Here is a 19,526-nt window from a genome sequence, read left to right on the forward strand (position 1 = left end):
GACCTGGAGAACCCATGGCAGTCCCGCACGCCACCAATATCCGTAACCACTGGTACTGGCGACCAGGTTGGGGCATCGGCTCCCGCTTCTACACCTGGCACATCACCTTCGACGGGCAACCCGAAGTCGAGAAGCTCGCTGACCAGTACCGATCGCTACTGTCCTCGCAACCCAGCCTCGACGTCATTCCAAACCGATGGCTTCACCTCACCATGCAGGGCATCGGCTTCGTCCAAGACGTCGCCACCGACGACGTCGACGCCATCGTGGCCGCCGCCAATGACCGCTGCTCGCGCCTGTCACCTTTCAAGCTCACCATCGGCACCCCCCACGTCGATCCCGAGTCCATCCAGATCGCCGTCGACCCGATCGAGCCCGTGCGGCAACTACGCGCCGCCATCCGTACCGCCATCGCCGATGTCTGGGGGGAGGACCGAGTACCCGAGGCCGCCGAGCCCTACAACCCTCACCTCAGCCTGGCCTATACCAACACCGACGGTCCCGCGGCACCGCTCATCGAGGCCCTCTCCTCCGCACCGAAGATCGCCGCGGACGCGCTGATCACCTCGTGCCAGCTCATCGTCCTCAACCGGGACGAGGGCATGTACGTGTGGGAACCGTACGCCACGGTAGAACTCGGCTCCTGAATCGTGTTTCATGTCCGCCATGTCACTCCGTGGTGGTGATCATCAAGCCCATGCTTCCTCGCTCCGCACCTCGTCGCGGGCGGCAGGGGGGGGGTCGCCGCCTGCGATGGCTGCTCACTCGGTGGGCGTTCGGGTGAAGGAGGCTGCGCCCGCCCCGAGGCGGAGCGGGCGCAGGTCACGCGGCGCGTGGCGGTGCGGGTTGGTGTAGGCGGAGCAGGCGGGCGAGTGTGGTGGCTTGGTCGATGGTGGGGAGGCCGGCTTCGGCGGCGAGGGCTTGGATTTCGGTTTCGGTTTCGGGGTCGGTCAGGTAGCGGGCCATCGACAGCGTCCCTGGCAGGAGCGGAGCGTCCGCCTCGGGGTGTGCGGTCGGGGCATCGCCGCCGGTTGTCCGCGTGGGCGGGGTCGGCGGCGACAGGTGTGGTGTGTTCGCGCGTGATTGCTGGTCACGGCGTGTGGCCATGTCCCTCCCAGGACGGCTCGTGGCGTGGGGGTGAGGTGTAGGTCCATGGGCATCTCCTCTCTCGGTTGGCAGGCAGTTCTGAAGATCGATCGCCGGATACCCCAGCCGGAGCCATGCGGCGGATCGACGCGGTCGCCGGTCGGGGTGGACCTCTGCTGCGGCGAGCAGCGCGTGGGGGCCGCGGACGGTACCTCCGGTGGCCGCGGAAGTGAAGGGGTTCGCAACTCACAGCGACTCAGAGCAGCGTGCCGTCGGTGTGAGTACTCGGACGGGCGCGGGTCTGTCGCCGAACTGCGCTGCTGACAGACTCTGACGGCTCCCGTCCGACGCGGGCGGTCCGCTTGCATCGCCCTCGGTGCGCGCCCGCACGCAAACAACGGCTACCGCCCCGGCAGGTTTGGCGGGTGCGGGTAGTCCAGCGGTGTGGGGCGTTCAGGCCGCCGTACGCGCCGTGTGTCCCGCCGGACCTCATCAGCGACCCGCTCATCTGGGGCGGGCTGGTCGTGGCTGGGGTAATCCTCGTCGTGGTGGGTGTCGGTGTAGGGCAGGTCGATGAGGCGGTGCCGGCCCGCGCGGCCGGGCATTTGCCAGACCTGGTGGGCAGGGCTGGCAGCGAGTGCGGTACGTAGTTCGGCGGTGGTGGTGGCGATGACGGTGGCCAGGCCGGTGCCGGCGATCCGGTGGTGCAGGTTCGCCTCGCGACGGGCGGACGGGAGATGGAACAACACCGGCCATGCCCAGGTGCTCATCGTGTACAGCCGCTCGTACTTGATGACCTTGTCGATGAGGACCTGCAGGTTCTCACCGCTGGTGTCGTACTCGAGGAAGAACGGTACGGACCGTCCGCCCTCGGCCCACACCCCAGCGCCGTCCGGGCGGGGGAAGCCGGTCGCTCCCGCGATGATGATCTGCGGGTCGCCGCCTTCGCGGTAGAGGGTGCCGGGTTCGTGGTAGGCGGATGCGGGCTGCCAGCGGACCAGCTCGGTGTGGGGGTGGGTGCGGGCGTGGGCGGCGAGGTCGATGAAGACCTGGTTGCCGCCGAGTAGGTGCGGCAGGTCCGGTCGGGAGGTCAGCGATTGTTTGCGGCGGCGGGCCTGGTCCCGGCGGCCTCGTGGGAGTCCGCGTTGGACGTGGACGTGGTCGTAGCCGAGTTGGTCCAGGACGTAGTGGTAGGGGTAGGACCCGCCGTACGCTCGGTTGGGCCGGAACCGGTCGACCGCCCGCAGGGCGGTGAGGCGACGTAGGCGGCGTTGGGTGAAGTCCAGGGACGGGAACAGGGCGGCGGCGATCTGGTCGGTGGTGAGGACGCCGTGGTCGTAGAGCCAGCCGAGGAGCCGGTCGTCGCGGGCGGTGATGCTGGCCTGCAGGCGCAGCAGCGGATCCGCGGCCGGTATGGGTTTACGCATGGGCAGCCCTTGGGGGGAGACCCGAGACTGGAGGGTCTGTCTGGAGTGGTATCGAGTCGCTGACAGCGGGGCTGACCTGGGCTGTGAGTGGCTGTGGGGGGTCGGTTCGGGGGTCAGGATCAAGACGGACGGTGCAACGGGGATCGGCACTGACACCGACCCGACCGGCCACACCGGGTCCGGGATGACGGTGCTGCTGGGAGAGTCTGTGTGAGCCGTACTGGTAGCGGCGCTCGTGATGGCCGCTGTTCGGGGTGGTCATGTGTTGTTGCTCCATGGTCAGAGGTACGGGCGGATGGGTGGTGCGCGCACCAGCCGCTGCGGCGGCGGGAGCGCGTGGACAGGTCTGGTCCGGTTCTGTCAGCTCGCGGACCTGCTGACATGCGCGGAGGATGGTCTGACAGCGGCGGCTCGGTCTGACAGCAGCCGCAGGTAGGGGTGTTGTCATGCGGCCTCCCGCGGTGACAGATCCGGTGCGGGCGGGGTGGTCTCGGCGCGTAGGACGCGCACGAGCGCGGAGGCGGTGGCGTTGGACAGCTGGTGCCCGCCGGCGCGTAGTTGTCGGGCGAGGGCCTTGCGGGACAGCGGTGTCCCCTCGGCGGTGAGTGTGCGGGCGGCGGTCCGGGCGGCCGGGACCAGCGCAGTGATCTCCGGGCTGCTGTCCCCGCCCGGTGCACCGCCGGTCCGCCGGTCCGGGACCGTCGGGTCCTGGTCTACGGTGGCGGGGAGCGTGGTGGTGCAGTCTCGGACCGCCGTCGCGTCCGCGAGGGCCGGCAGCCGCGGTCCGGGGACCGGCGCTCTGGTGTCCGGGACCGAGGCGTCAACGGTCAGCGGTGACCCTGACTCGGTCCGCGTGGGCCCGGCGGTGCGGTCCGGTGGTGGGGCGGGGTCGGCGCGGCCGAGGGCGATCTTCACCATCGTCAGGAAGCCGAGCGCCGGCAGCGCGGCGGCGACCCACCCGATCACCGACGCTTCCGCCTCCACCACCTGAGCGGCGAGGGACAGGAACACCGCCACTGTCAGGACGGTCGCCGGGAAGGCGATGCTCTTGCACCGCCGCCGGTTGCGGCGCAACTCCAGACCGGCGGCGATTGAGGTCAACTCCAGCACGACCGCGTCGGCCCAAGCGAGCCAGCCCGGCTGACCGTGCGCCGCCGCGACGTCATGCACATGTGTGAAGGAGGCCGCGCCGGCCGCGCCGCCGATCAACAGCATGATCAGCACCTGGATGCGGTTCTCCAGCCGCTCCCGCCCCAACCGCTGATCAGCGGGGAAGTCGTGGGATCGCTTTTCAGGTATCGCCAACGGCCCACCTCCCGCAGTCAGGCAGCACGTGCACGGTCCTGACCGGCGTCGTCGCGCCGGACCGGACCGAGCCGGCAGTCAGCTTGATGGGATGGATGTGGATTAAGGTCACGTTCGTGCTCCAGTGGATAGGTGTTCGAGGTGCGGTGCTTCGGGGATGCCGTCCAGGCCGCGTCCGTCCGCTCCGATCAGGATCTGGGCAGGCGCGACCTCGCCGGGGTGACGCCCGGCCGGACGGAACCCCGGTTGACGGTGCGGGGGCCGATAGATGTCACTGTGGTCGAGTCAACGAGCAAGCCGAATTCCCCGCGCGGGGGCAGGAACCAGGGCAGCAGGCGTCGCCGCAACCGGCACAACCAGGTGCGGTCAACAGGCGGACACGGGGGCGGACGGCAAGCCGAGCCACGAGGGCCTCTCAGGCCACCGGGCAGCGCTCGATGAGCGCCATGGTGGATGCGGCGGCTCAACGCGCCGACGAGCGATCCTTCATGCGGGGCCTCCTTCTCTCCACGGTCCCGTCATCGCCGGCGCGAACAAGAGCAGGCACCCCGGCTCTGGGAGTGCCTGCCCGCCTTCCTCCGGGCCGACCACGCCGGCCGGAGGTGCGGGAACGTGCATCCAGTACGCCCCGGGAACACCCGTCGAGTCAACCCCCAATTCCGCAAGGATGACCCCGGAGTCTTGACCTAAGTCCGGTGGAGTGCTATCTAGTCCATTCTGGTCGCGGGAAGTCCGTGTGCGTCCACCCAGCGAGAGGCAAGAAACTTTCCGAATAAGCCACATCGTGAGACGACTATCTCGATTGTTGGACCGGGAGGCCGCATGGCGGGTGGTGAGCGGTCCCTCGTTACCTCAAGCCGGGAAGGAAGCGGGCGTCGGAGCACTACCAGTATGCCGATCCTGGTAAGCGAGTTCCACGGTCAGATCGGTACCTCCACGTCGCACGGCCGACCGCCCTGTTGACTACACTGCGTTACTGCTGAAGTAGTCACGCTCGCACCGGATCGCGGCAGATCCGGATGGCGTCGACCGGTCGCGGTCATCGCTCGGGCACGACCTGGATCTCCACTCGATGCCGGAGGTAGTCGTCGTTTGAGGTGCGAGCGATCTGCACGGCCTGAGCAACTTGGTCGCGCAGTTGGCTGGGGTACATCTGTGGGTCCAGGGTGAGGCCTGGCAGTATGCATCGGCGCAGGTCCAGGTCGTCGTCGGCCAGGAAGCGGCGTAGTGCGGTAAGGCGGTACCGCTCGCGCAGGTCGCTGGCCGCCTCGTATTCGGCGGCGCTTTCCGGGGCCATGGTCGTCGTTCCCGGTAGGTACCTGACTCCTACCGAGGCCCAGTACCAGGCGCGTGCCGCGCCTGCCGCGTCGGCGGGGGCACCGGTGTCGAGATAGTCAAGCAGCGCAACCTGGACGCGACGGCGGCCGAACGCGGCGATGGCGGGTTCGACCAGTTGCCGGTTAAAGCTCGGATCCGGCTCGTACACTGCGGCTCGGATCAGCGGTTCGAACCATTCGTCGGGCATACCGCGAGCACCGGTCGGGTGCTTGGCCCGGCGTGCGACGGTCTCACCGATCATCCGCCGGGCACGATGACGCCAGAACAGACGGTCGTCGGGCTCGTCAACGTCCGGGGGTTCGGCGCCGACGAGGTCGAGCAGTGCCCGTAGCGAGGCGTGATAGACCGCCGAGCGATCAACCGTACGCCCAGGTAACGGCTGGAACGTAGCGGGCGTCTCGTTCGTCGATGCCATGGGCGACCAATGGTAGCCGGCGCTTCTCAGCCCGACCTCGCTCAGGTTTCCCAGCTCTTGGCCAGCTGATTGCCGTGACGCAGAGCGACGCTCCGAAGGCGGCAGACAGCGCGTCGGAGGCAACCTTGGTGCATCTTCGTTGGCGCTGATTGCAGATGGAGAGGCGCGTCGGGCCGTTTCGAAACGAAATCTCCACCACCTGTCTCGCCCGCGCTTTTCCTCACTGAGGCGCACGTACAGAAGAATAGCAGCTACCTGTCCACAGGCGTTACCTGTGCGAGGGGTACAGCAGGCGGTATCGGGCATGGGTGGCGTCGCGACGGAAGTTCGACTGCTCCGGATATGACCATTCGGGGAACTGTTCGTTCCAGAGTCGGTGCCGTTCAGCCCAAGGCTTGTCAGAATGTTGAGCACACGCGAATGCCGCAAGGCGAAGGTGCTTCGGCGTCATGCTTCGGCGTTTGACTGAAGTGTGCTCGCTGCGGGCTTGCTCGAAGGCGTGGAGCACCTCCTGCGGAGTAGCGGCCGGGTCGATGTCCAGTTTGATCCGGCGGGCCCAGTCGAGATCGACATTGTGGCGCACCTTGAAGGCTGGTGAACTAACTCTGACGATGGAGATCATTGGCGTCACGCCCGTCAAAATGAAGACGGTCGCCTGAACCGGCTGCCAGCCGAGGGCGTCAGCCAGGGTTTCTCCTAGTTTTGAAAGCTGGTCAAGTACGCCGTCGGCCTTGACGAAGCAGCGGCGAACTGCTGTATCGCCGGGGAGCGCATACGCGATGACGCGGCCCGAGAAGCTGACGCTGCCCGTGATCTCCGCTATCGGCGGGTTGAACGTGACGGTCGGACCGGTCCAGTCGTGGGTGATCCCCTCTGGGATGGTGAAGGTGATGTCCGAGGCGCGTTCACCTTCGCTTTCGACGTGGCCTTGGATCCACCTCTCGACTTCCGTCCTCGGTATTAGCCCGTCCGGTAGGTGCTTGGTTCGGAACGCCACAACTATGGGATCGACGGCGGCATGATGGGCGACGAGTTGGGATAGCGCCCACGCTCGTTCCTGCCCAACGCTGGGACCGCGCTCGTCGGCGGATTCGGCCGGCGTCTCGACAGGGGCTCGGGAATCGAGGATCATCCGCCCCTGCTCGACCAGCCAGTCGGGTTCCTCAGCTCCAGCAAGAACGTCGTCGACGTATCCGTCGCGCAGAAGCATCGACCAGATCGTTCCCGACAGACTGTGACGCAGCCGCTTCCTAACGTAGTGCTCAAGCTCTCCCGTTTGCATCAGCTAAGGCTACTCGAAAGCTATGCAACAAGCTGTTCGTCATGACCGAGGGGCAGGACAACCCATCCACGCCGCGCCAGCGGCTGCGCAGATTGAACGCGCGACTCATCGACTTCATCGACACGATCCGGCGGATCCGCCGGGTGCTTACCGAGCTGATCTCCCTCCTGACGGCGGTCGCAGGTCTCGTCGCCCTCGTCCTGAGCTGGCTCCGGTGAGCTGGAGTGGCCAGCAAAGACCGCAGTGAGAATGGCCCGGACCTGTAGGGCTTGCCCGAACGGGTGAGACGGTTCAACCGCGTAGCCGCAGCAGGTGTCAGGAACGCAACCCATAGTCCTGCACCGCGATCGGCTCGGCAATGTTATCCGTGAACGTCTGCCGTCACGGCTCCTGACCGTCGCGGCGCTGGTCATGGTCACCCTGCTACCCAATGCCACCTAACGTAGGTTGATCATGGGGTTGTGCTGGTCTTTTGTGGCTCGGGTCGTGTCGCGGCCGGCGGTCAGGCTGTGGCCGTTACGGTCTGTGGGTGGTCACGGATGCGGGTGTCGTGGGTGGACGGTTGCCGGACTGGATCTCGTTGGGGGTCCTCGCGGTCGAACCACCTGAAAACAGGCACTACGCACAGTCGCGTGCGGTTACTCGGAAAGGCTCACTCCGGCCAGCGGACCCACCTCGACCACTTATGCCGCACGCACGGCGACCGACGATGCAGACGGCTGCCTCGACGACAGGCCTGCCTCTGGCTGAGAAGGAGAAGTGGAGAACCAACCGCGGAAGGCGGTCGGCCGGCGGGCGGTGACGGCGGCACGGCCGTACGCCGGCCTCGACCTGGGCGAAGTGGCGGTCGCGCCGGGGCGGTGAGCGAGGGTCATGGCACGACGGGCGGTGCGGGCGGCGGCGCACACGCCGCGTTGCCGGCGGCACTGCAGGTTGCGGCAGTTGCCGCGCTCGTCGGGCTGGTGGGCTGTCGCGACATCGAGAGCGAGCCGCCACAGCAGCGGATCGATCACGTCGTCGGGCAGGGCGGCGAGGGCGCTGAGTCGTTCGCGGGGCACGGCGAGAACCTTCCGTCGAGGGGTCGGGCCGCCCGCCGATTGCGGTGGGACGGCAGACATGATCGACGCTCACCTCTGCCTGAAGGTCAAGTCGTTCGTAGCTTCCCCGATCAACACCCCAGCTCAGGCCACTTGCTGGTCTTGCAGGCCGAACTTCCAGGTCCAGTCGAGGCGGTGGCGGCCGAAGGTGCGGCGTTCGCCCTTGAACCCGGCGCGTAGGAGTTTGATGTCGGCGACGGTGCGGATGATTTCCCGCTTGACGGGGATGTTGTCGCCGAGTTCCTGCCACGCCGCCACCGCCTGATCCCCGATCCGTCCGCGCAGCACGGTGGGGATCCCGGCGTCGGCGGCGCGTTGCTCGTACTCGGCGATCTGCGCCAGCAGGCCCTTCTCGGCTCGGGCGTAGGCGATCGCGGTGACCTCGCCCTCCTCACCCAGCTTCCGCCACTCCTCCAACTCCCCACGCAGCCGCTGTGCCTCGGCGCGGGCGTGCGCCACTTCCTCGTCGGTAGCGCTGGCGGCGGTGAGAATGTCGTACACGTCGGGGCGCGACAGCCACGCCACCACCGTGCGCTGCACGTACTCGTCGAGGAACTCGGCCTTCACCGCAGCGCAGCGCTTGTGCAGGCAGGAGTACACCTGACCGGTCCAGCCGTGCCGGTTGACCCGCTGCGACGACAGCGGTCCGTCGCACACCCCGCAGCGCACGAGGTAGGACAGCAGGTGCACCGCCCGCCCAGGGCGGGTCGTGGTGCGGGACGGATCGCCCAACATGCGCACCACCGACCAATACGTCTCCTCCGCCACCAGTGCCGGCCAGATCCCGTCACCGACGATCTCCCCGCGCAGCACCCGTTTGCCGATGTAGGCCGGGTTCATCACCTGCATCCGAATAACGCCCCGCCGCCAGATCCCACCCTTCGGGCCCGGGATCCCCAGCCGGTTCAACTCCGCCTCCCGCACCGTCAACGGCATGCCTTCGGAGATCTTGCGGAAGTTGTCCCGCACCACCTGCGCATGCGAATACTCGCTGACCGTGCCGTCCGCGGCGACCGCCGTGCGGATCTCGGCGTCGGGTTCCTGGCGCAACAGGGCCTTGGTGCGCTGGTCGTAGATCCGTCGATACCCGTAGGTAACTTGCCCGTGTGGGCGGCCCGCCTCTGCGGCACCGACGATCCCGCGCAGCACGTTGTCGCGGATCGAGTCGGCCATCCACTCCGCCTGCACCGCCTGGAAACCGAGCATCATCCGGTCGTTCTTGTCTCGCAAGTCGTACAGCACCCCGCCGACCAGCCAGAAGTACAGCCCGACCTCGTGGCACATGTCCCGGATCTTCACGAACACCGCGAGGTCACGTTCCTTGCGGGAGATCTCCCAGACCACCAGCACGTCACCCTTGCCCGCGCGGATCTGCTCGATCAACAACTCGAACTGCTCCCGCTCCTTCGTCGCGCGCCGGCTCGCCGAGCGGTGGTTGTCGGTGAACGACCCCGCGTCGGTCCAGGACCGCTTCGTGATCTCCGCCAGGTTGAGCACGCCCTGGTCGTGAACGCTCTTGCCCTGCTCCTTCTTGTCCTGACTCGCGCGCTGATACCGCAACGCCCGCACCTCTACGCCACCGGCCAGCAGCGCGTCCTTGCTGTCGAACCGGCCCCAATTCCCCGACCGGGCCTTACGCCGTACCATCAGACCGTCCCCCTAGATCGACGTTCGTGTCGGCAACATCGACCATAGCTTCTAACGATTCTTGACAGTCCCCGTCCGGCAGCCCAGCAGCGCGGCCGTCTGCTCGACGCTCAGGTCCTCCAGGTACCGCAGGGTCAGCACGGCGCGCTGCCGGGGCGGCAGCGTCAGCAGCGCGTCCCGCAGCAGCATCCGCAGGTCGGCGTCGTGGCCGCTGTCCCGCGCCGCCGGCACCTCGGGCAGCGCGTCGAGCGGCACCTCGGGCCGCCGGGCCCGGCGACGCCAGCCGGAGACCTGATCGTGGTAGAGGATCCTGCGCACGTACGGCTCGGCGTCGCCCCGGATCTGCGGCCAGCGCGTGTACGCCTTGGCGAGGGCGTTCTGGAGCAGGTCCTCCGCGCCGTGCTGGCTGCCGGCCAGGGCGTACGCGACGCGCAGCAGGGCCTCGCCGCGGTCGTTGACGAACGCGGTGAACTCCCCGTCGGTCACCTCGGCCACCGTCCACCTCCGATGGTCAAGACGCCGGCCGGGACCGGAAGTTTGCCTCACCGGGCGGCCGGATCGGGCCGCCGCGCACCGGCAGGGGAGAATGAGGGTGTGCGCTGGACCGTGCTCGACTCTCCGATCGGCGAGTTCTCCGTGGCCACCGACGACGACGCCGTGTGCGGCACGCACTTCGGGCGGGTGGAGTCGGCCGTCGAGGCCCCCGGCGACGAGTTGTCCGGCCGGGCGGTGGCCGAGCTGCGGGCGTACTTCGCCGGGGAGCTGACCGAGTTCACCGTGCCGGTGGCGGTGCGGCGGGGCTCCGAGTTCGAGCGCGCGGTGTGGCGGGAGATGACCCGCATCCCGTACGGGGAGACGTCGACCTACGGCGCGGTGGCCCGGTTGGTCGGCGACGGCGACCCGGGGGCGGCGCGGGCGGTCGGGGTGGCCTGCAACCGTAACCCGATCCCCGTGATCGTCCCCTGCCACCGGATCGTGGGTGCGGGGGCGAAGCTGGTCGGGTTCGGCGGCGGCCTGCCGCGCAAGGTGAAGCTGCTGGAACTCGAGGCCGGCGTAGCCCTGCGCCGAGCCTGGTCCTGACGCGCTTGGTCCCGACGGCTGTAGATGCTGCGCAGGGGTGGCCCAGGGCTGGGGCCATGATCGTCTGACGTTCACCGAGAGAATGAACGGCGTGTCGCGTCGGTGAGCGACAGACGATCATGGGCAGGCGAGCGATTCCGCTAGATCTTGGACGATTTCGGCCCCCAGAGGGGCCATAAACTTCCAAGATCTCGGAGTCGCGGGACTGGGCTCAGGCGAGCCGTCCGGCGCGGAGGTCGGTGAGGAAGGCGGCCCAGTCGGCGGCGGGGAAGAGCAGCGTCGGGCCGGTGCGGTCCTTGCTGTCGCGGACGGCGAACCGGCCGCTGCCGTCGAGCACCGGCCCCGCCTCGACACAGTTGCCGTCGCCGTTGCCGCTGCGGGTGCTGACGTGCCAGGCCACCGGCAGCCCGATGCTGGTCGAACCGTCGACGGTCGCCATGTGCTCACTCCAGACGCGCTTCGAGATCGAAGAGGATCCGCTGCACGGCGCCGTTGCGCAGCGCCGCCCGGCGCAACCGATCGTAGCGCTGGTGCAGCGAATCGGCCTTCTCCCCTTCGACCACGACCGTCCCGACGACCGTGGAGATGCAGCCAGCGGGCGGGTAGGGGCGGCGCATCCGGAAGACGTCGAAGGCGCCATTCGGGCTGGCATGGGCACCTGCGGTGAGCGGCAGGATCATGATCTCGACGTTCGGCCAGCCAGCCACCGAGCGGAGGTGGGCGAGTTGGGCGCGCATCACCTCGGGCCCGCCGACCGTCCGCCGCAGCGCACCCTCATCGATGATCGCGGAGAGCCGGATCGGCTCGGGATGACTCAAGCGCTGCTGGCGGTTCATGCGCAGCTCAACGAAGCGTTCGAGTTGATCAGCGGGTAGGTGCTCGTCGGCGGCTCGGATGACGGCCTCGGCGTACTCCCTGGTCTGCAGCAGGCCAGGGATCACGGAGTCCTGAAAGGAGTCGATCGCGGAGGCGCGGCTCTCCAGCCAGATCCAGTCGATCAACGACGCGGCAACGTTGGCGGTGAGCCCGTCCCACCAGCCCTTCTGCCACACGTCCTGCGCCATCGTCTTGAGGTCGTCGCGCCGCTTCGGGTCGTCGATCCCGCAGACGTCGAGGTAGGTCAGCACCTCGGGCACCCGGGCCGGCAGCATGCCGGACTCGATCCGGCTGACCGTGCTGGCGTTGCGGTTGAGGCATTCGCCCACGTCTCGCAGCGTGAGCCGGGACTTCTCCCGCATCTCGCGGAGTTGCTGGCCAAGCCATTGAGCGCGAAGCGTGAACGCGTGTTCGTTCGGCACCATCGCTCCCTTCCATCTTGGACAGCATGCCGAACACATTCCACTCGTGCAAGCTTGCATCGCCTCGCGATGTCATGCATGCTGCGTGTGGCTGCGGTTACCGAAGGTGATCGGCGGTCGAGGTAGGACGGACCGGGGCGGGTCGGCTTGGCGGCATGCCCACCCCGGTCCGGGAACGAGCCGAACGGGAGACACATCGCGATGGATGGCGTCCCGGGGTACGACTCCCCGACTGTCTACCACGTCGTACCCGCCACGAGCGGGCACCGGCGCGCGTGCGAGGTGCGTACCGCTTCGGTTGTGGGCCGGGGGACGCGCTGACCCGACAGCGCATCCCCGGCGTCGAGCCGGGCGGGCGCGCGGACCCCGCCGCGAATCCCCCTCGCGGCGGTGCCGGACCGCGCGTCCGCCCCTCCGGGCGAGGGGTACGCACGAATGGGGCTGCACGAAAACGGGCCGGGGTCGTGACCGGGCGCAAACTGCCGGTGCTGGTGCGGGCCGCCTGGCTGGTGTTGGAGCACCACCGGCACCGCCGTTGCCGGGCGTGCTGCGTCGGGGGCGGCTGTCCCGCCGTCGAGGTGGCACGGGCGCGGATCAGGGCGTGGCGACGGTTCGGGTCGTGAGCGCCGAGGTCAGGGCCGGGGACGTGGTCCACGTGACCGAGGCGGCCAGCGTCCAGTTCGTCAGTCGGCCGATCGTGGCGCGGGTGATCCGGGTGCGCGACGACCTGGTCACCTACCACGGCTGGTGCTGGCTCGACGTCTACCAGCTCGACGCGAAGGGCAACGCGACCGAGCGCCGGACGATCTTCGTACGGCCGGACGGGCTCCGCATCCAAGGCGACCTCGGGCGGGTGCCGGGGGCACGTCGTGCGAGTGCGTCGGCGAGCAGAGGAGGAGGGAACCGATGAAGATCAGGTCCGAGGTCGAACAGCGGCTGCGTGAACTGGCCGAGGCCGAGCGCCGGTCGATGCACGAGCCCGTCGAGGTGGCCATCCGGGCGTACCTCGACCGTTGCGAGCGCGACGAGTGGACGCGTACGGCCGCCCGGCGGGCCTTTGCGGAAAACGCCGAGTTCTTCGAGATGCTGGGCGACCGGTGAGGTGCGGCTCGCGCTGCGGCTGTCGCCGTACCTGGGAATGCCGGCCTGAACGAAACACGGAGGGCCGGGTCCCGACGGACCCGGCCCTCTCCCGATCGTGCTGGGGGTCAGCGCGTCAGCGCTCGACCTCGCCCTTGATGAAGGACTCGACGGCGGCGTGCGCGTCGTGGTCGGCGTACTGCACCGGCGGGGACTTCATGAAGTACGACGAGGCCGACAGGATCGGGCCGCCGATCTTGCGGTCCAGGGCGATCTTCGCGGCCCGGACGGCGTCGATGATGACGCCCGCCGAGTTCGGCGAGTCCCACACCTCGAGCTTCAGCTCCGCGTTGAGCGGGGTGTCGCCGAAGGAACGGCCCTCCAGGCGGATGTACGCCCACTTGCGGTCGTCGAGCCACGGCACGTGGTCCGACGGGCCGATGTGCACGTCGCTCTTCTGCATCTCGTGCGGGATCTGGGACGTGACCGACTGGGTCTTCGAGATCTTCTTCGAGACCAGCCGGTTGCGCTCCAGCATGTTCATGAAGTCCATGTTGCCGCCGAAGTTGAGCTGGTACGTGCGCAGCAGCTCGACCCCCCGGTCCTCGAACAGCTTCGCCAGGGCCCGGTGCACGATGGTGGCGCCGACCTGGCTCTTGATGTCGTCGCCGACGATCGGCAGGCCCGCGTCGGTGAACTTCTTGGCCCACTCGGGGTCGGAGGCGATGAAGACCGGCAGGGCGTTGACGAACGCGCAGCCGGCGTCGATCGCGGCCTGGGCGTAGAACTTGTCGGCCTGCTCGGAGCCGACCGGCAGGTAGGAGACGACGACGTCGACCTGCGCGTCGCGCAGCGCCTTGGCCACGTCGACCGGTGCGGCGTCCGACTCCTCGACGATCTCGCGGTAGTACTGGCCCAGGCCGTCGAATGTCGGGCCGCGCTGCACGCTGATGCCGGTCGGCGGCACGTCGCAGAGCTTGATCGTGTTGTTCTCGCTGGCGACGATCGCCTCCGCGAGGTCCATGCCCACCTTCTTGGCGTCCACGTCGAACGCCGCGACGAACTCCACGTCCGAGACGTGGTAGTCGCCGAAGGTGACGTGCATGAGACCCGGGACGCGGTCGTTCGGGTCGGCGTTGCGGTAGTACTCCACGCCCTGTACGAGGGACGAGGCGCAGTTTCCCACACCGACGATGGCGACGCGGACGGAGCCCATAGCGTCTGCCTCCTTCTTCTTCATCACGGCCGCTCTTTCCTGGACTCTCCAGGCGGAGGCGGGCTGTCGTTATCTCGTCGGCCGCCGGCCGTCCCGGTTTCCGGGACCGTCGGGGCACGGCCGGAGCGCTCGTTGGCGATGAGCTCCTCCAGCCAGCGGACCTCGCGCTCACAGGCGTCGAGGCCGTGACGCTGCAGTTCCAGCGTGTACGCGTCGAGGCGCTCGGCCGCCCGGCCCAGCACGTCGCGAAGCCCTTCGCGGCGTTCCTCGATCTTGCGGCGGCGACCCTCCAGGATGCGCAGCCGGGTCGCCTGGTCCGTGCGGGCGAAGAACGCGAAGTGCACGCCGAAGCCCGTGTCGTCGTACGTCTCGGGGCCGGCCTGCGCGATGAGCTGGGCGAAGCGTTCCTTGCCCTCCGCAGTGATCTTGTAGACCACCCGGCCCCGCCGGCTGGTCAGTGCGGGAACCTCCTCGGCGGTGGCGGGCGTCTCGGCGGCTTCGGTGATCCACCCGGCCGCCTGCAGCCGGCGCAGGGTGGGGTAGAGCGAGCCGTAGCTGATCGCCGCACGGATCGCGCCCAGCTTGGCCGTGAGCTCCTTGCGGAGCTCGTAGCCGTGCATCGGGGACTCCTGGAGGAGGCCGAGGATGGCGAGATCGAGCACGGGCCACCCTCTCTTACCCCCGGCGCGGAGGCTCAACCACCGCGATGTATCGGACCGATACATCGCACGTTAGCTGCTCACTCAGGCCAGGGCAAACCCCCACGCCGAATTCCCAGGGTCACTGATTGTGACGGCGGTCGCCTCGTCGAGCCGGACCGCGTACCCTTCTCCGCATGCGTACGCAGCGCCAGGTCGTCGACTACTCGCTCCGGAAGCGAGCGGTGCTGCGTGAACTTCTCGCCGGCCAGGTAGGCACGTACGACGTCTGCGACGCGTCGCCGTACCTGAAGAACGCCGCCCACTTCCACGGTGAGCCCACCGAGGAGCGCTGCCCGATCTGCCGCAGCGAGAACCTCACCCACGTCCACTACATTTACGGGGACGAGCTCAAGCAGTCCGCCGGGCAGGCGCGTAGCCTTGCCGAGTTGCCCGTCCTGGCGATGACGCTGCGTGAGTTCCAGGTCTTCGTGGTGGAGGTGTGCCTCGGCTGCGGCTGGAACCACCTCGTCGAGCAGTTCCTGCTGGGCCGGGACGGGCTGGCCGGCGGCGCGGAGGACGGGTCGGACCAGGGCGCGGCCGGTGCTTCGGCCGCCACGGCCCCGGGTGCCGGCCCGGCCGTTCGGCGGAGGCGAGAGGCGCAACGGTGAACCCAGCTGACTCGGTTGGTCCGGTGTGGAGGAGGCGGAACGACCGACAGCTTGTGGGCCCGATAGGTCCGATTGATCCGGAAGCGATGCCCTCGGCCCGACCCGTTCGGGCGGCGGCATCCTGTGTTTCAGCTCACGGCAAACCGGTGGCGGCGCGATCGCGTCCCACCGCGACCGGCAGGGTGTGAGGAATGAACTCGTACGGCGAACCCAGCTCCTCGCGCGGGCGGGCCCAGATACCGGGCGCCAACGGCGACCCCGGCGCGGGCCCGGCCGACGCGTACCGTCGCGGCGACGACGCCCGCGGCAGCTGGTCAGAGGGTACGGCACAGCCGGGCCGCGCCTCCGTGCCGCCCCGCGGCCAGGCTGCGGGAGGCCGCGCCTCGGTAGGCGGCTCCGCCGCCGTGCCGCCGCGCGCCGGCTCCGCAGCGGTGCCGCCGCGCGGCACAGCCGCGGCCGGCTCGGCGTCGGTGGGCTCAGCCTCGGTCGGGCGCGCGGTTCCCGGTCGGGCCTCGGTGCCCGTCTCCCCGGCTCCGGGCGGGCCGACAGCCGGCCGGGCCGGCGCGGGCCGCGCCTCGGTGCCGGTCTCCCCGGCACCCGTCTCCCCGGCCGGTCGGGCCTCGGTCGGTGTCGGCTCCGCAGGACGGGCGAGCGTGGGCGCCGCGTCGGTGAGTGGCGCACCGTACGGCGGCCCCGCCGGCCGGGCCTCCGTCGCCCGGGCGACCGTGCCCCCGGCCTCCGGCATCGGCGCACCGCCCGGCGGGGGCGGCCGGGGCCCCGACGGCCGCACGAAGTCGGCGCGGGCCCGCAAGCGCCGGCGGGCGAACATCCTCATCGCCGGCTTCGCCGTCTTCATCATGCTCGCCGGCATCGGCGTGGTCGGCTTCACCTACTACTCGACCAACGTCGTGCTGCCCGAGGACACCACGCCGCCGCAGGCGACGACCCTCTACGCGTTCGACAACAAGACCATCATCGCCAAGGTGGGTGAGCAGAACCGCACCCTGGTCACCATCAACCAGATCCCGCAGCACGTGCAGGACGCGGTGGCCGCCGCCGAGGACCGCAACTTCTACCGGCACTCCGGGGTGGACTACAAGGGCATCGCCCGGGCCGCGTGGAACAACGTCTCCGGCGGCGACAAGCAGGGCGCGTCGACCATCACCCAGCAGTACGCCCGCAACGCGTACGACAACCTGAAGGAAGACTCGTACGCCCGGAAGGTCAAGGAGGCGATCCTCGCCTCCAAGCTGAACGACAAGTACGGCAAGCCGCAGATCATGCAGCACTACCTCAACGTGATCTACTTCGGCCGGGGCGCCTACGGGATCGAGGCGGCGGCGCAGACCTACTTCGGCAAGTCGGCGAAGAGCCTGACCGTCGCCGAGGGCGCGGTGCTCGCCGCACTGATCAAGCAGCCGGTCGCCAGCGAGACCCACAAGGGGTACGACCCGGCCGTCAACCCGGTCGACGCCAAGTCCCGCTGGGACTACGTCATCAACGGCATGGTCGAGGAGGGCTGGCTGAACGCCCCCGGCAGGCCGGAGCGCCCCACCGAATACCCGAAGAACGCCAAGAGCCCCAAGAACGGCGGCGCCGGGATCGACTTCGGCGTGAACACGCCGTACGGCAACGTGATCAACTACGTCAAGGTCGAGATGCGTGAGAAGGGCCTCTGCGTCGACAAGGAGGCGGAGGTCACCGACACGAAGCCGCTCTGCTCGCAGGCGCTGATGGCCGGCGGCTACCGGATCCGCACGACGATGGACACGAAGATCCAGAAGGCGGCGGTCGAGGCCGCCCAGCGCAAGACGAAGGGCTCGGAGCTCGCCGGCCAGCCGAAGAACCTGATGGCGGCGGTCGTCGCGATCGAACCGGCGACCGGGCGCGTCCTCGCCTACTACGGCGGCGACAACGGCACCGGCACCGACTTCGCCGGCAAGAACACCGACGCCAACGGCACGCTCAGCGGCGGCCACTCGCCGGGGTCGAGCTTCAAGATCTATACCCTGGCCGCCGCGCTGAAGGCCGGCAAGGCGCTGGAGTCGCGGTGGAAGGGCCGGGGCTTCACCCCCGAGGGGACGAAGTTCAAGGTCAGCAACGCCGGCGTGGACAACCCGTCCTGCGGCAACTCCTGCACCCTGAAGGTCTCCACCCTCAAGTCGCTGAACGTGCCGTTCTACCACGTCACGCAGGAGATCGGGCCGGACAAGGTCATCGACATGGCCAAGCAGGCCGGCGTCACCACCATGTGGCGCACGGACACCGACCCCGCGAAGGCGTACGACCTGACGAAGACCGACCCGAAGGACATCGCGCCGTCGCCGTTCTTCCACGTCGTCGGCTACGGCCAGTATCCGATCACCGTCCTGGACCACGCCAACGGCGTCGCCACCTTCGCCAACGAGGGCGTCTACAACAAGGCCCACTTCCTTTACTCGGTGGAGAAGCAGAACGAGACCACCGGCAAGTGGGAGAAGATCAGCAGCGAGAAGATCGAGTCCAAGCGCCGGATCGACAAGGACATCGTCGCCGACGTGACGTCGGTGCTGAAGGAATACCCGGGCCAGGTCAACCACCGGCTCGCCGACGGCCGCGAGGCGACCGCCAAGACCGGCACCTGGGAGCTCAAGTCCGACAGCGAGGACAACGGCGACGCCTGGATGATCGGCTACACACCGCAGCTCGCCACTGCTGTCTGGGTGGGCAACGAGCAGAAGCGGCTGCCGCTGAAGCTGAGCGACGGCCGCAGGGTCAGCGGCGCGAACCTCCCCGGCACCATCTGGGAGCGGTTCATGAACGACGCCCTCAAGGGCGAGCCGAAGAAGACCTTCCCGCCGGCCGCGAACATCGGCGACCCGGAGGCCGGCAACGGCGACCCGCCGCCCCCGCCGCCCACCCCGGACCCGCCGGCGTGCAACCCGCTGGACATCTTCTGCCAGAACCCGGGTAACGGCACCCCGACCACCCCGGACAACCCGGGCGAGGGCGGGCTGCCCGGCAACCCGGGCGGGGGCGACACACCGGCGACCCCCGGGCCCGGGAACGGCGGGGGCACCGGCGGCGGCCTGCTGCCGACCATCGCGCCCCGCACCCGGGAGTAGCCAGCGAATGTAGTGCGAACGGCGGTTGGGCCGGTGGTCCGGCCGCCGTTCGCCGGCCCTGCTGCTGGCTATAGCGATGGGGCAGGCCAGCACGGAAGCAAGCGCGGAGGGCATTCCGACGTACTTCGGCGACCCTTCCGTGGCGTTCGCAGGCCATGGGGTCTGCGGCGATCCGGAGGCCCTGAACGCTATGGTCACCACGATGACCCCGGGTGAGCACGGCGTGGTGCCGGACTGGCTGCCGGAGAGCTGGAACCAGTACGGCCTCTCACAACAGTCCTTCCACCCGAACATGGACGGATCAGCACGGTATGCATCGATGATGAACCATGTCGCCGTCAATATGATGGGCCTGTGACCCGAGTCGGCTGGCGGCGTCCGTGAGGAGGGCTCTCCTCGCGGGCGTCGCCCTGCTCTGTCTCTCCAGTTGTGGCCTCAACTCGGAGCAGCAGGCGAGAGACGAGGCGACCACGTCGGTCCGGGACCGCGCCTCGAACGCCCGGCAAGCGGCTATGAAACTGCTCACCGATCCGCCCTTCGCGGCGCTGAGCACCGAGAGGCGGCTGAGCGGTCTCGCGGTGGCAGCCGGCGGCGACCGTTACGGAATGGTGTTCGGGCAGCGCGCCACGCCGGACGGTCGGCTTGAGGTCGACATCGCCTACGATGCCACCGGTCACGGCGGCGGGTACGTCGCGGCCGTGGTCCACGCCCGGCTCTGCGTCCGGCTGTCCGGCGTGGTGGGTGCCGACCCTCAGGTCGAGATGGTGGACACCCCCTGTGCCGCGTCCTTCGACAGGCATCTCAACCCGCCTGATCTGATCGTCACCCTGGAGGACTGACAG

General features: G+C 68.9%; 20 protein-coding genes and 1 pseudogene. 10 read left to right on the plus strand and 11 right to left on the minus strand.

What is annotated here, in order from left to right; all coding sequences use genetic code 11:
* Positions 1-14 precede the first annotated feature (14 nt).
* Positions 15-647: a 2'-5' RNA ligase family protein gene (locus tag ACFT41_RS02055; protein WP_377581424.1), complete on the plus strand. Its 633-nt coding sequence runs from the start codon at positions 15-17 to the stop codon at positions 645-647.
* A gap of 175 nt (positions 648-822) precedes the next feature.
* Here ACFT41_RS02055 and ACFT41_RS02060 read toward each other — a convergent pair whose 3' ends face one another.
* The 5 genes from ACFT41_RS02060 to ACFT41_RS02080 all read right to left on the minus strand — a co-directional run bounded on the left by ACFT41_RS02060 (position 823) and on the right by ACFT41_RS02080 (position 6,781).
* Complete coding sequence (locus tag ACFT41_RS02060) at positions 823-966, minus strand: hypothetical protein (RefSeq protein ID WP_377581426.1); 144 nt, start codon at positions 964-966, stop codon at positions 823-825.
* Between the two features lie 521 nt (positions 967-1,487).
* Positions 1,488-2,513 carry a replication-relaxation family protein gene (locus ACFT41_RS02065; RefSeq protein ID WP_377581429.1) on the minus strand — a complete coding sequence of 342 codons (1,026 nt, stop codon included), beginning with the start codon at positions 2,511-2,513 and terminating at the stop codon, positions 1,488-1,490.
* A 444-nt stretch (positions 2,514-2,957) separates the two neighbouring features.
* Entirely contained in the window at positions 2,958-3,818 is an 861-nt protein-coding gene (locus ACFT41_RS02070) for a DUF2637 domain-containing protein (protein WP_377581432.1), read from the minus strand.
* Between the two features lie 1,039 nt (positions 3,819-4,857).
* Complete coding sequence (locus ACFT41_RS02075; protein ID WP_377581435.1) at positions 4,858-5,571, minus strand: hypothetical protein; 714 nt, start codon at positions 5,569-5,571, stop codon at positions 4,858-4,860.
* 268 nt (positions 5,572-5,839) lie between these two features.
* Complete coding sequence (locus ACFT41_RS02080; RefSeq protein ID WP_377613715.1) at positions 5,840-6,781, minus strand: hypothetical protein; 942 nt, start codon at positions 6,779-6,781, stop codon at positions 5,840-5,842.
* A 113-nt stretch (positions 6,782-6,894) separates the two neighbouring features.
* Here ACFT41_RS02080 and ACFT41_RS02085 point away from each other — a divergent pair, with 113 nt between their 5' ends.
* Positions 6,895-7,071 (plus strand): hypothetical protein, encoded by a 177-nt coding sequence (locus ACFT41_RS02085; RefSeq protein ID WP_377581441.1) that lies wholly within the window; start codon positions 6,895-6,897, stop codon positions 7,069-7,071.
* 963 nt (positions 7,072-8,034) lie between these two features.
* Here ACFT41_RS02085 and ACFT41_RS02090 read toward each other — a convergent pair.
* Both ACFT41_RS02090 and ACFT41_RS02095 read right to left on the minus strand, forming a co-directional pair.
* Positions 8,035-9,597 carry a recombinase family protein gene (locus tag ACFT41_RS02090; protein WP_377581444.1) on the minus strand — a complete coding sequence of 521 codons (1,563 nt, stop codon included), beginning with the start codon at positions 9,595-9,597 and terminating at the stop codon, positions 8,035-8,037.
* Positions 9,598-9,651: 54 nt separating this feature from the next.
* Positions 9,652-10,092: pseudogene (locus ACFT41_RS02095) on the minus strand (SigE family RNA polymerase sigma factor); the annotation flags it as partial.
* Between the two features lie 99 nt (positions 10,093-10,191).
* Here ACFT41_RS02095 and ACFT41_RS02100 point away from each other — a divergent pair.
* On the plus strand, positions 10,192-10,677 hold the full coding sequence (locus ACFT41_RS02100) for a methylated-DNA--[protein]-cysteine S-methyltransferase (RefSeq protein WP_377581447.1): 486 nt from the start codon (positions 10,192-10,194) through the stop codon (positions 10,675-10,677).
* Positions 10,678-10,888: 211 nt separating this feature from the next.
* Here ACFT41_RS02100 and ACFT41_RS02105 read toward each other — a convergent pair whose 3' ends face one another.
* Together ACFT41_RS02105 and ACFT41_RS02110 are read right to left on the minus strand one after the other, a co-directional pair.
* Positions 10,889-11,116 (minus strand): DUF397 domain-containing protein, encoded by a 228-nt coding sequence (locus ACFT41_RS02105; protein ID WP_377581450.1) that lies wholly within the window; start codon positions 11,114-11,116, stop codon positions 10,889-10,891.
* 4 nt (positions 11,117-11,120) lie between these two features.
* Positions 11,121-11,978: a helix-turn-helix domain-containing protein gene (locus tag ACFT41_RS02110; RefSeq protein WP_377581454.1), complete on the minus strand. Its 858-nt coding sequence runs from the start codon at positions 11,976-11,978 to the stop codon at positions 11,121-11,123.
* Between the two features lie 461 nt (positions 11,979-12,439).
* Here ACFT41_RS02110 and ACFT41_RS02115 point away from each other — a divergent pair, with 461 nt between their 5' ends.
* The 3 genes from ACFT41_RS02115 to ACFT41_RS02125 are packed head-to-tail and all read left to right on the plus strand — an operon-like array spanning position 12,440 to position 13,076.
* The gene (locus tag ACFT41_RS02115) at positions 12,440-12,598 is read left to right on the plus strand and encodes a hypothetical protein (RefSeq protein ID WP_377581457.1); all 159 of its coding nucleotides are present in this window, start codon (positions 12,440-12,442) and stop codon (positions 12,596-12,598) included.
* Positions 12,595-12,885, plus strand: a complete 291-nt coding sequence (locus tag ACFT41_RS02120) for a hypothetical protein (RefSeq protein ID WP_377581459.1) — start codon at positions 12,595-12,597, stop codon at positions 12,883-12,885. Before ACFT41_RS02115 ends, ACFT41_RS02120 begins: the two co-directional genes overlap by 4 nt.
* Positions 12,882-13,076 (plus strand): ribbon-helix-helix protein, CopG family, encoded by a 195-nt coding sequence (locus tag ACFT41_RS02125; RefSeq protein ID WP_377581462.1) that lies wholly within the window; start codon positions 12,882-12,884, stop codon positions 13,074-13,076. The genes ACFT41_RS02120 and ACFT41_RS02125 overlap by 4 nt, the downstream gene beginning before the upstream one ends.
* Before the next feature lie 115 nt (positions 13,077-13,191).
* Here the strand turns inward: ACFT41_RS02125 and ACFT41_RS02130 are convergent, their stop codons facing one another.
* The gene (locus ACFT41_RS02130; protein ID WP_377581464.1) at positions 13,192-14,271 is read right to left on the minus strand and encodes an inositol-3-phosphate synthase; all 1,080 of its coding nucleotides are present in this window, start codon (positions 14,269-14,271) and stop codon (positions 13,192-13,194) included.
* A 23-nt stretch (positions 14,272-14,294) separates the two neighbouring features.
* The gene (locus tag ACFT41_RS02135; RefSeq protein WP_377581467.1) at positions 14,295-14,933 is read right to left on the minus strand and encodes a PadR family transcriptional regulator; all 639 of its coding nucleotides are present in this window, start codon (positions 14,931-14,933) and stop codon (positions 14,295-14,297) included.
* Between the two features lie 173 nt (positions 14,934-15,106).
* On the opposite strand from ACFT41_RS02135, the gene ACFT41_RS02140 reads away from it, so the two are divergent.
* The 4 genes from ACFT41_RS02140 (at position 15,107) to ACFT41_RS02155 (ending at position 19,523) form a co-directional block, all read left to right on the plus strand.
* The gene (locus tag ACFT41_RS02140) at positions 15,107-15,580 is read left to right on the plus strand and encodes a DUF5318 domain-containing protein (RefSeq protein WP_377581470.1); all 474 of its coding nucleotides are present in this window, start codon (positions 15,107-15,109) and stop codon (positions 15,578-15,580) included.
* A gap of 191 nt (positions 15,581-15,771) precedes the next feature.
* Positions 15,772-18,684, plus strand: coding sequence for a transglycosylase domain-containing protein (locus tag ACFT41_RS02145; RefSeq protein WP_377581473.1), 2,913 nt, complete (start codon positions 15,772-15,774; stop codon positions 18,682-18,684).
* A 76-nt stretch (positions 18,685-18,760) separates the two neighbouring features.
* The gene (locus ACFT41_RS02150) at positions 18,761-19,042 is read left to right on the plus strand and encodes a hypothetical protein (protein WP_377581476.1); all 282 of its coding nucleotides are present in this window, start codon (positions 18,761-18,763) and stop codon (positions 19,040-19,042) included.
* 22 nt (positions 19,043-19,064) lie between these two features.
* A complete protein-coding gene (locus ACFT41_RS02155; RefSeq protein ID WP_377581478.1) occupies positions 19,065-19,523 on the plus strand; it encodes a hypothetical protein in 459 nt (152 codons plus the stop codon).
* Positions 19,524-19,526 lie beyond the last annotated feature (3 nt).

The sequence above is a fragment of the Micromonospora sp. NPDC057141 genome (assembly GCF_042670805.1).
GTDB lineage: Bacteria > Actinomycetota > Actinomycetes > Mycobacteriales > Micromonosporaceae > Micromonospora.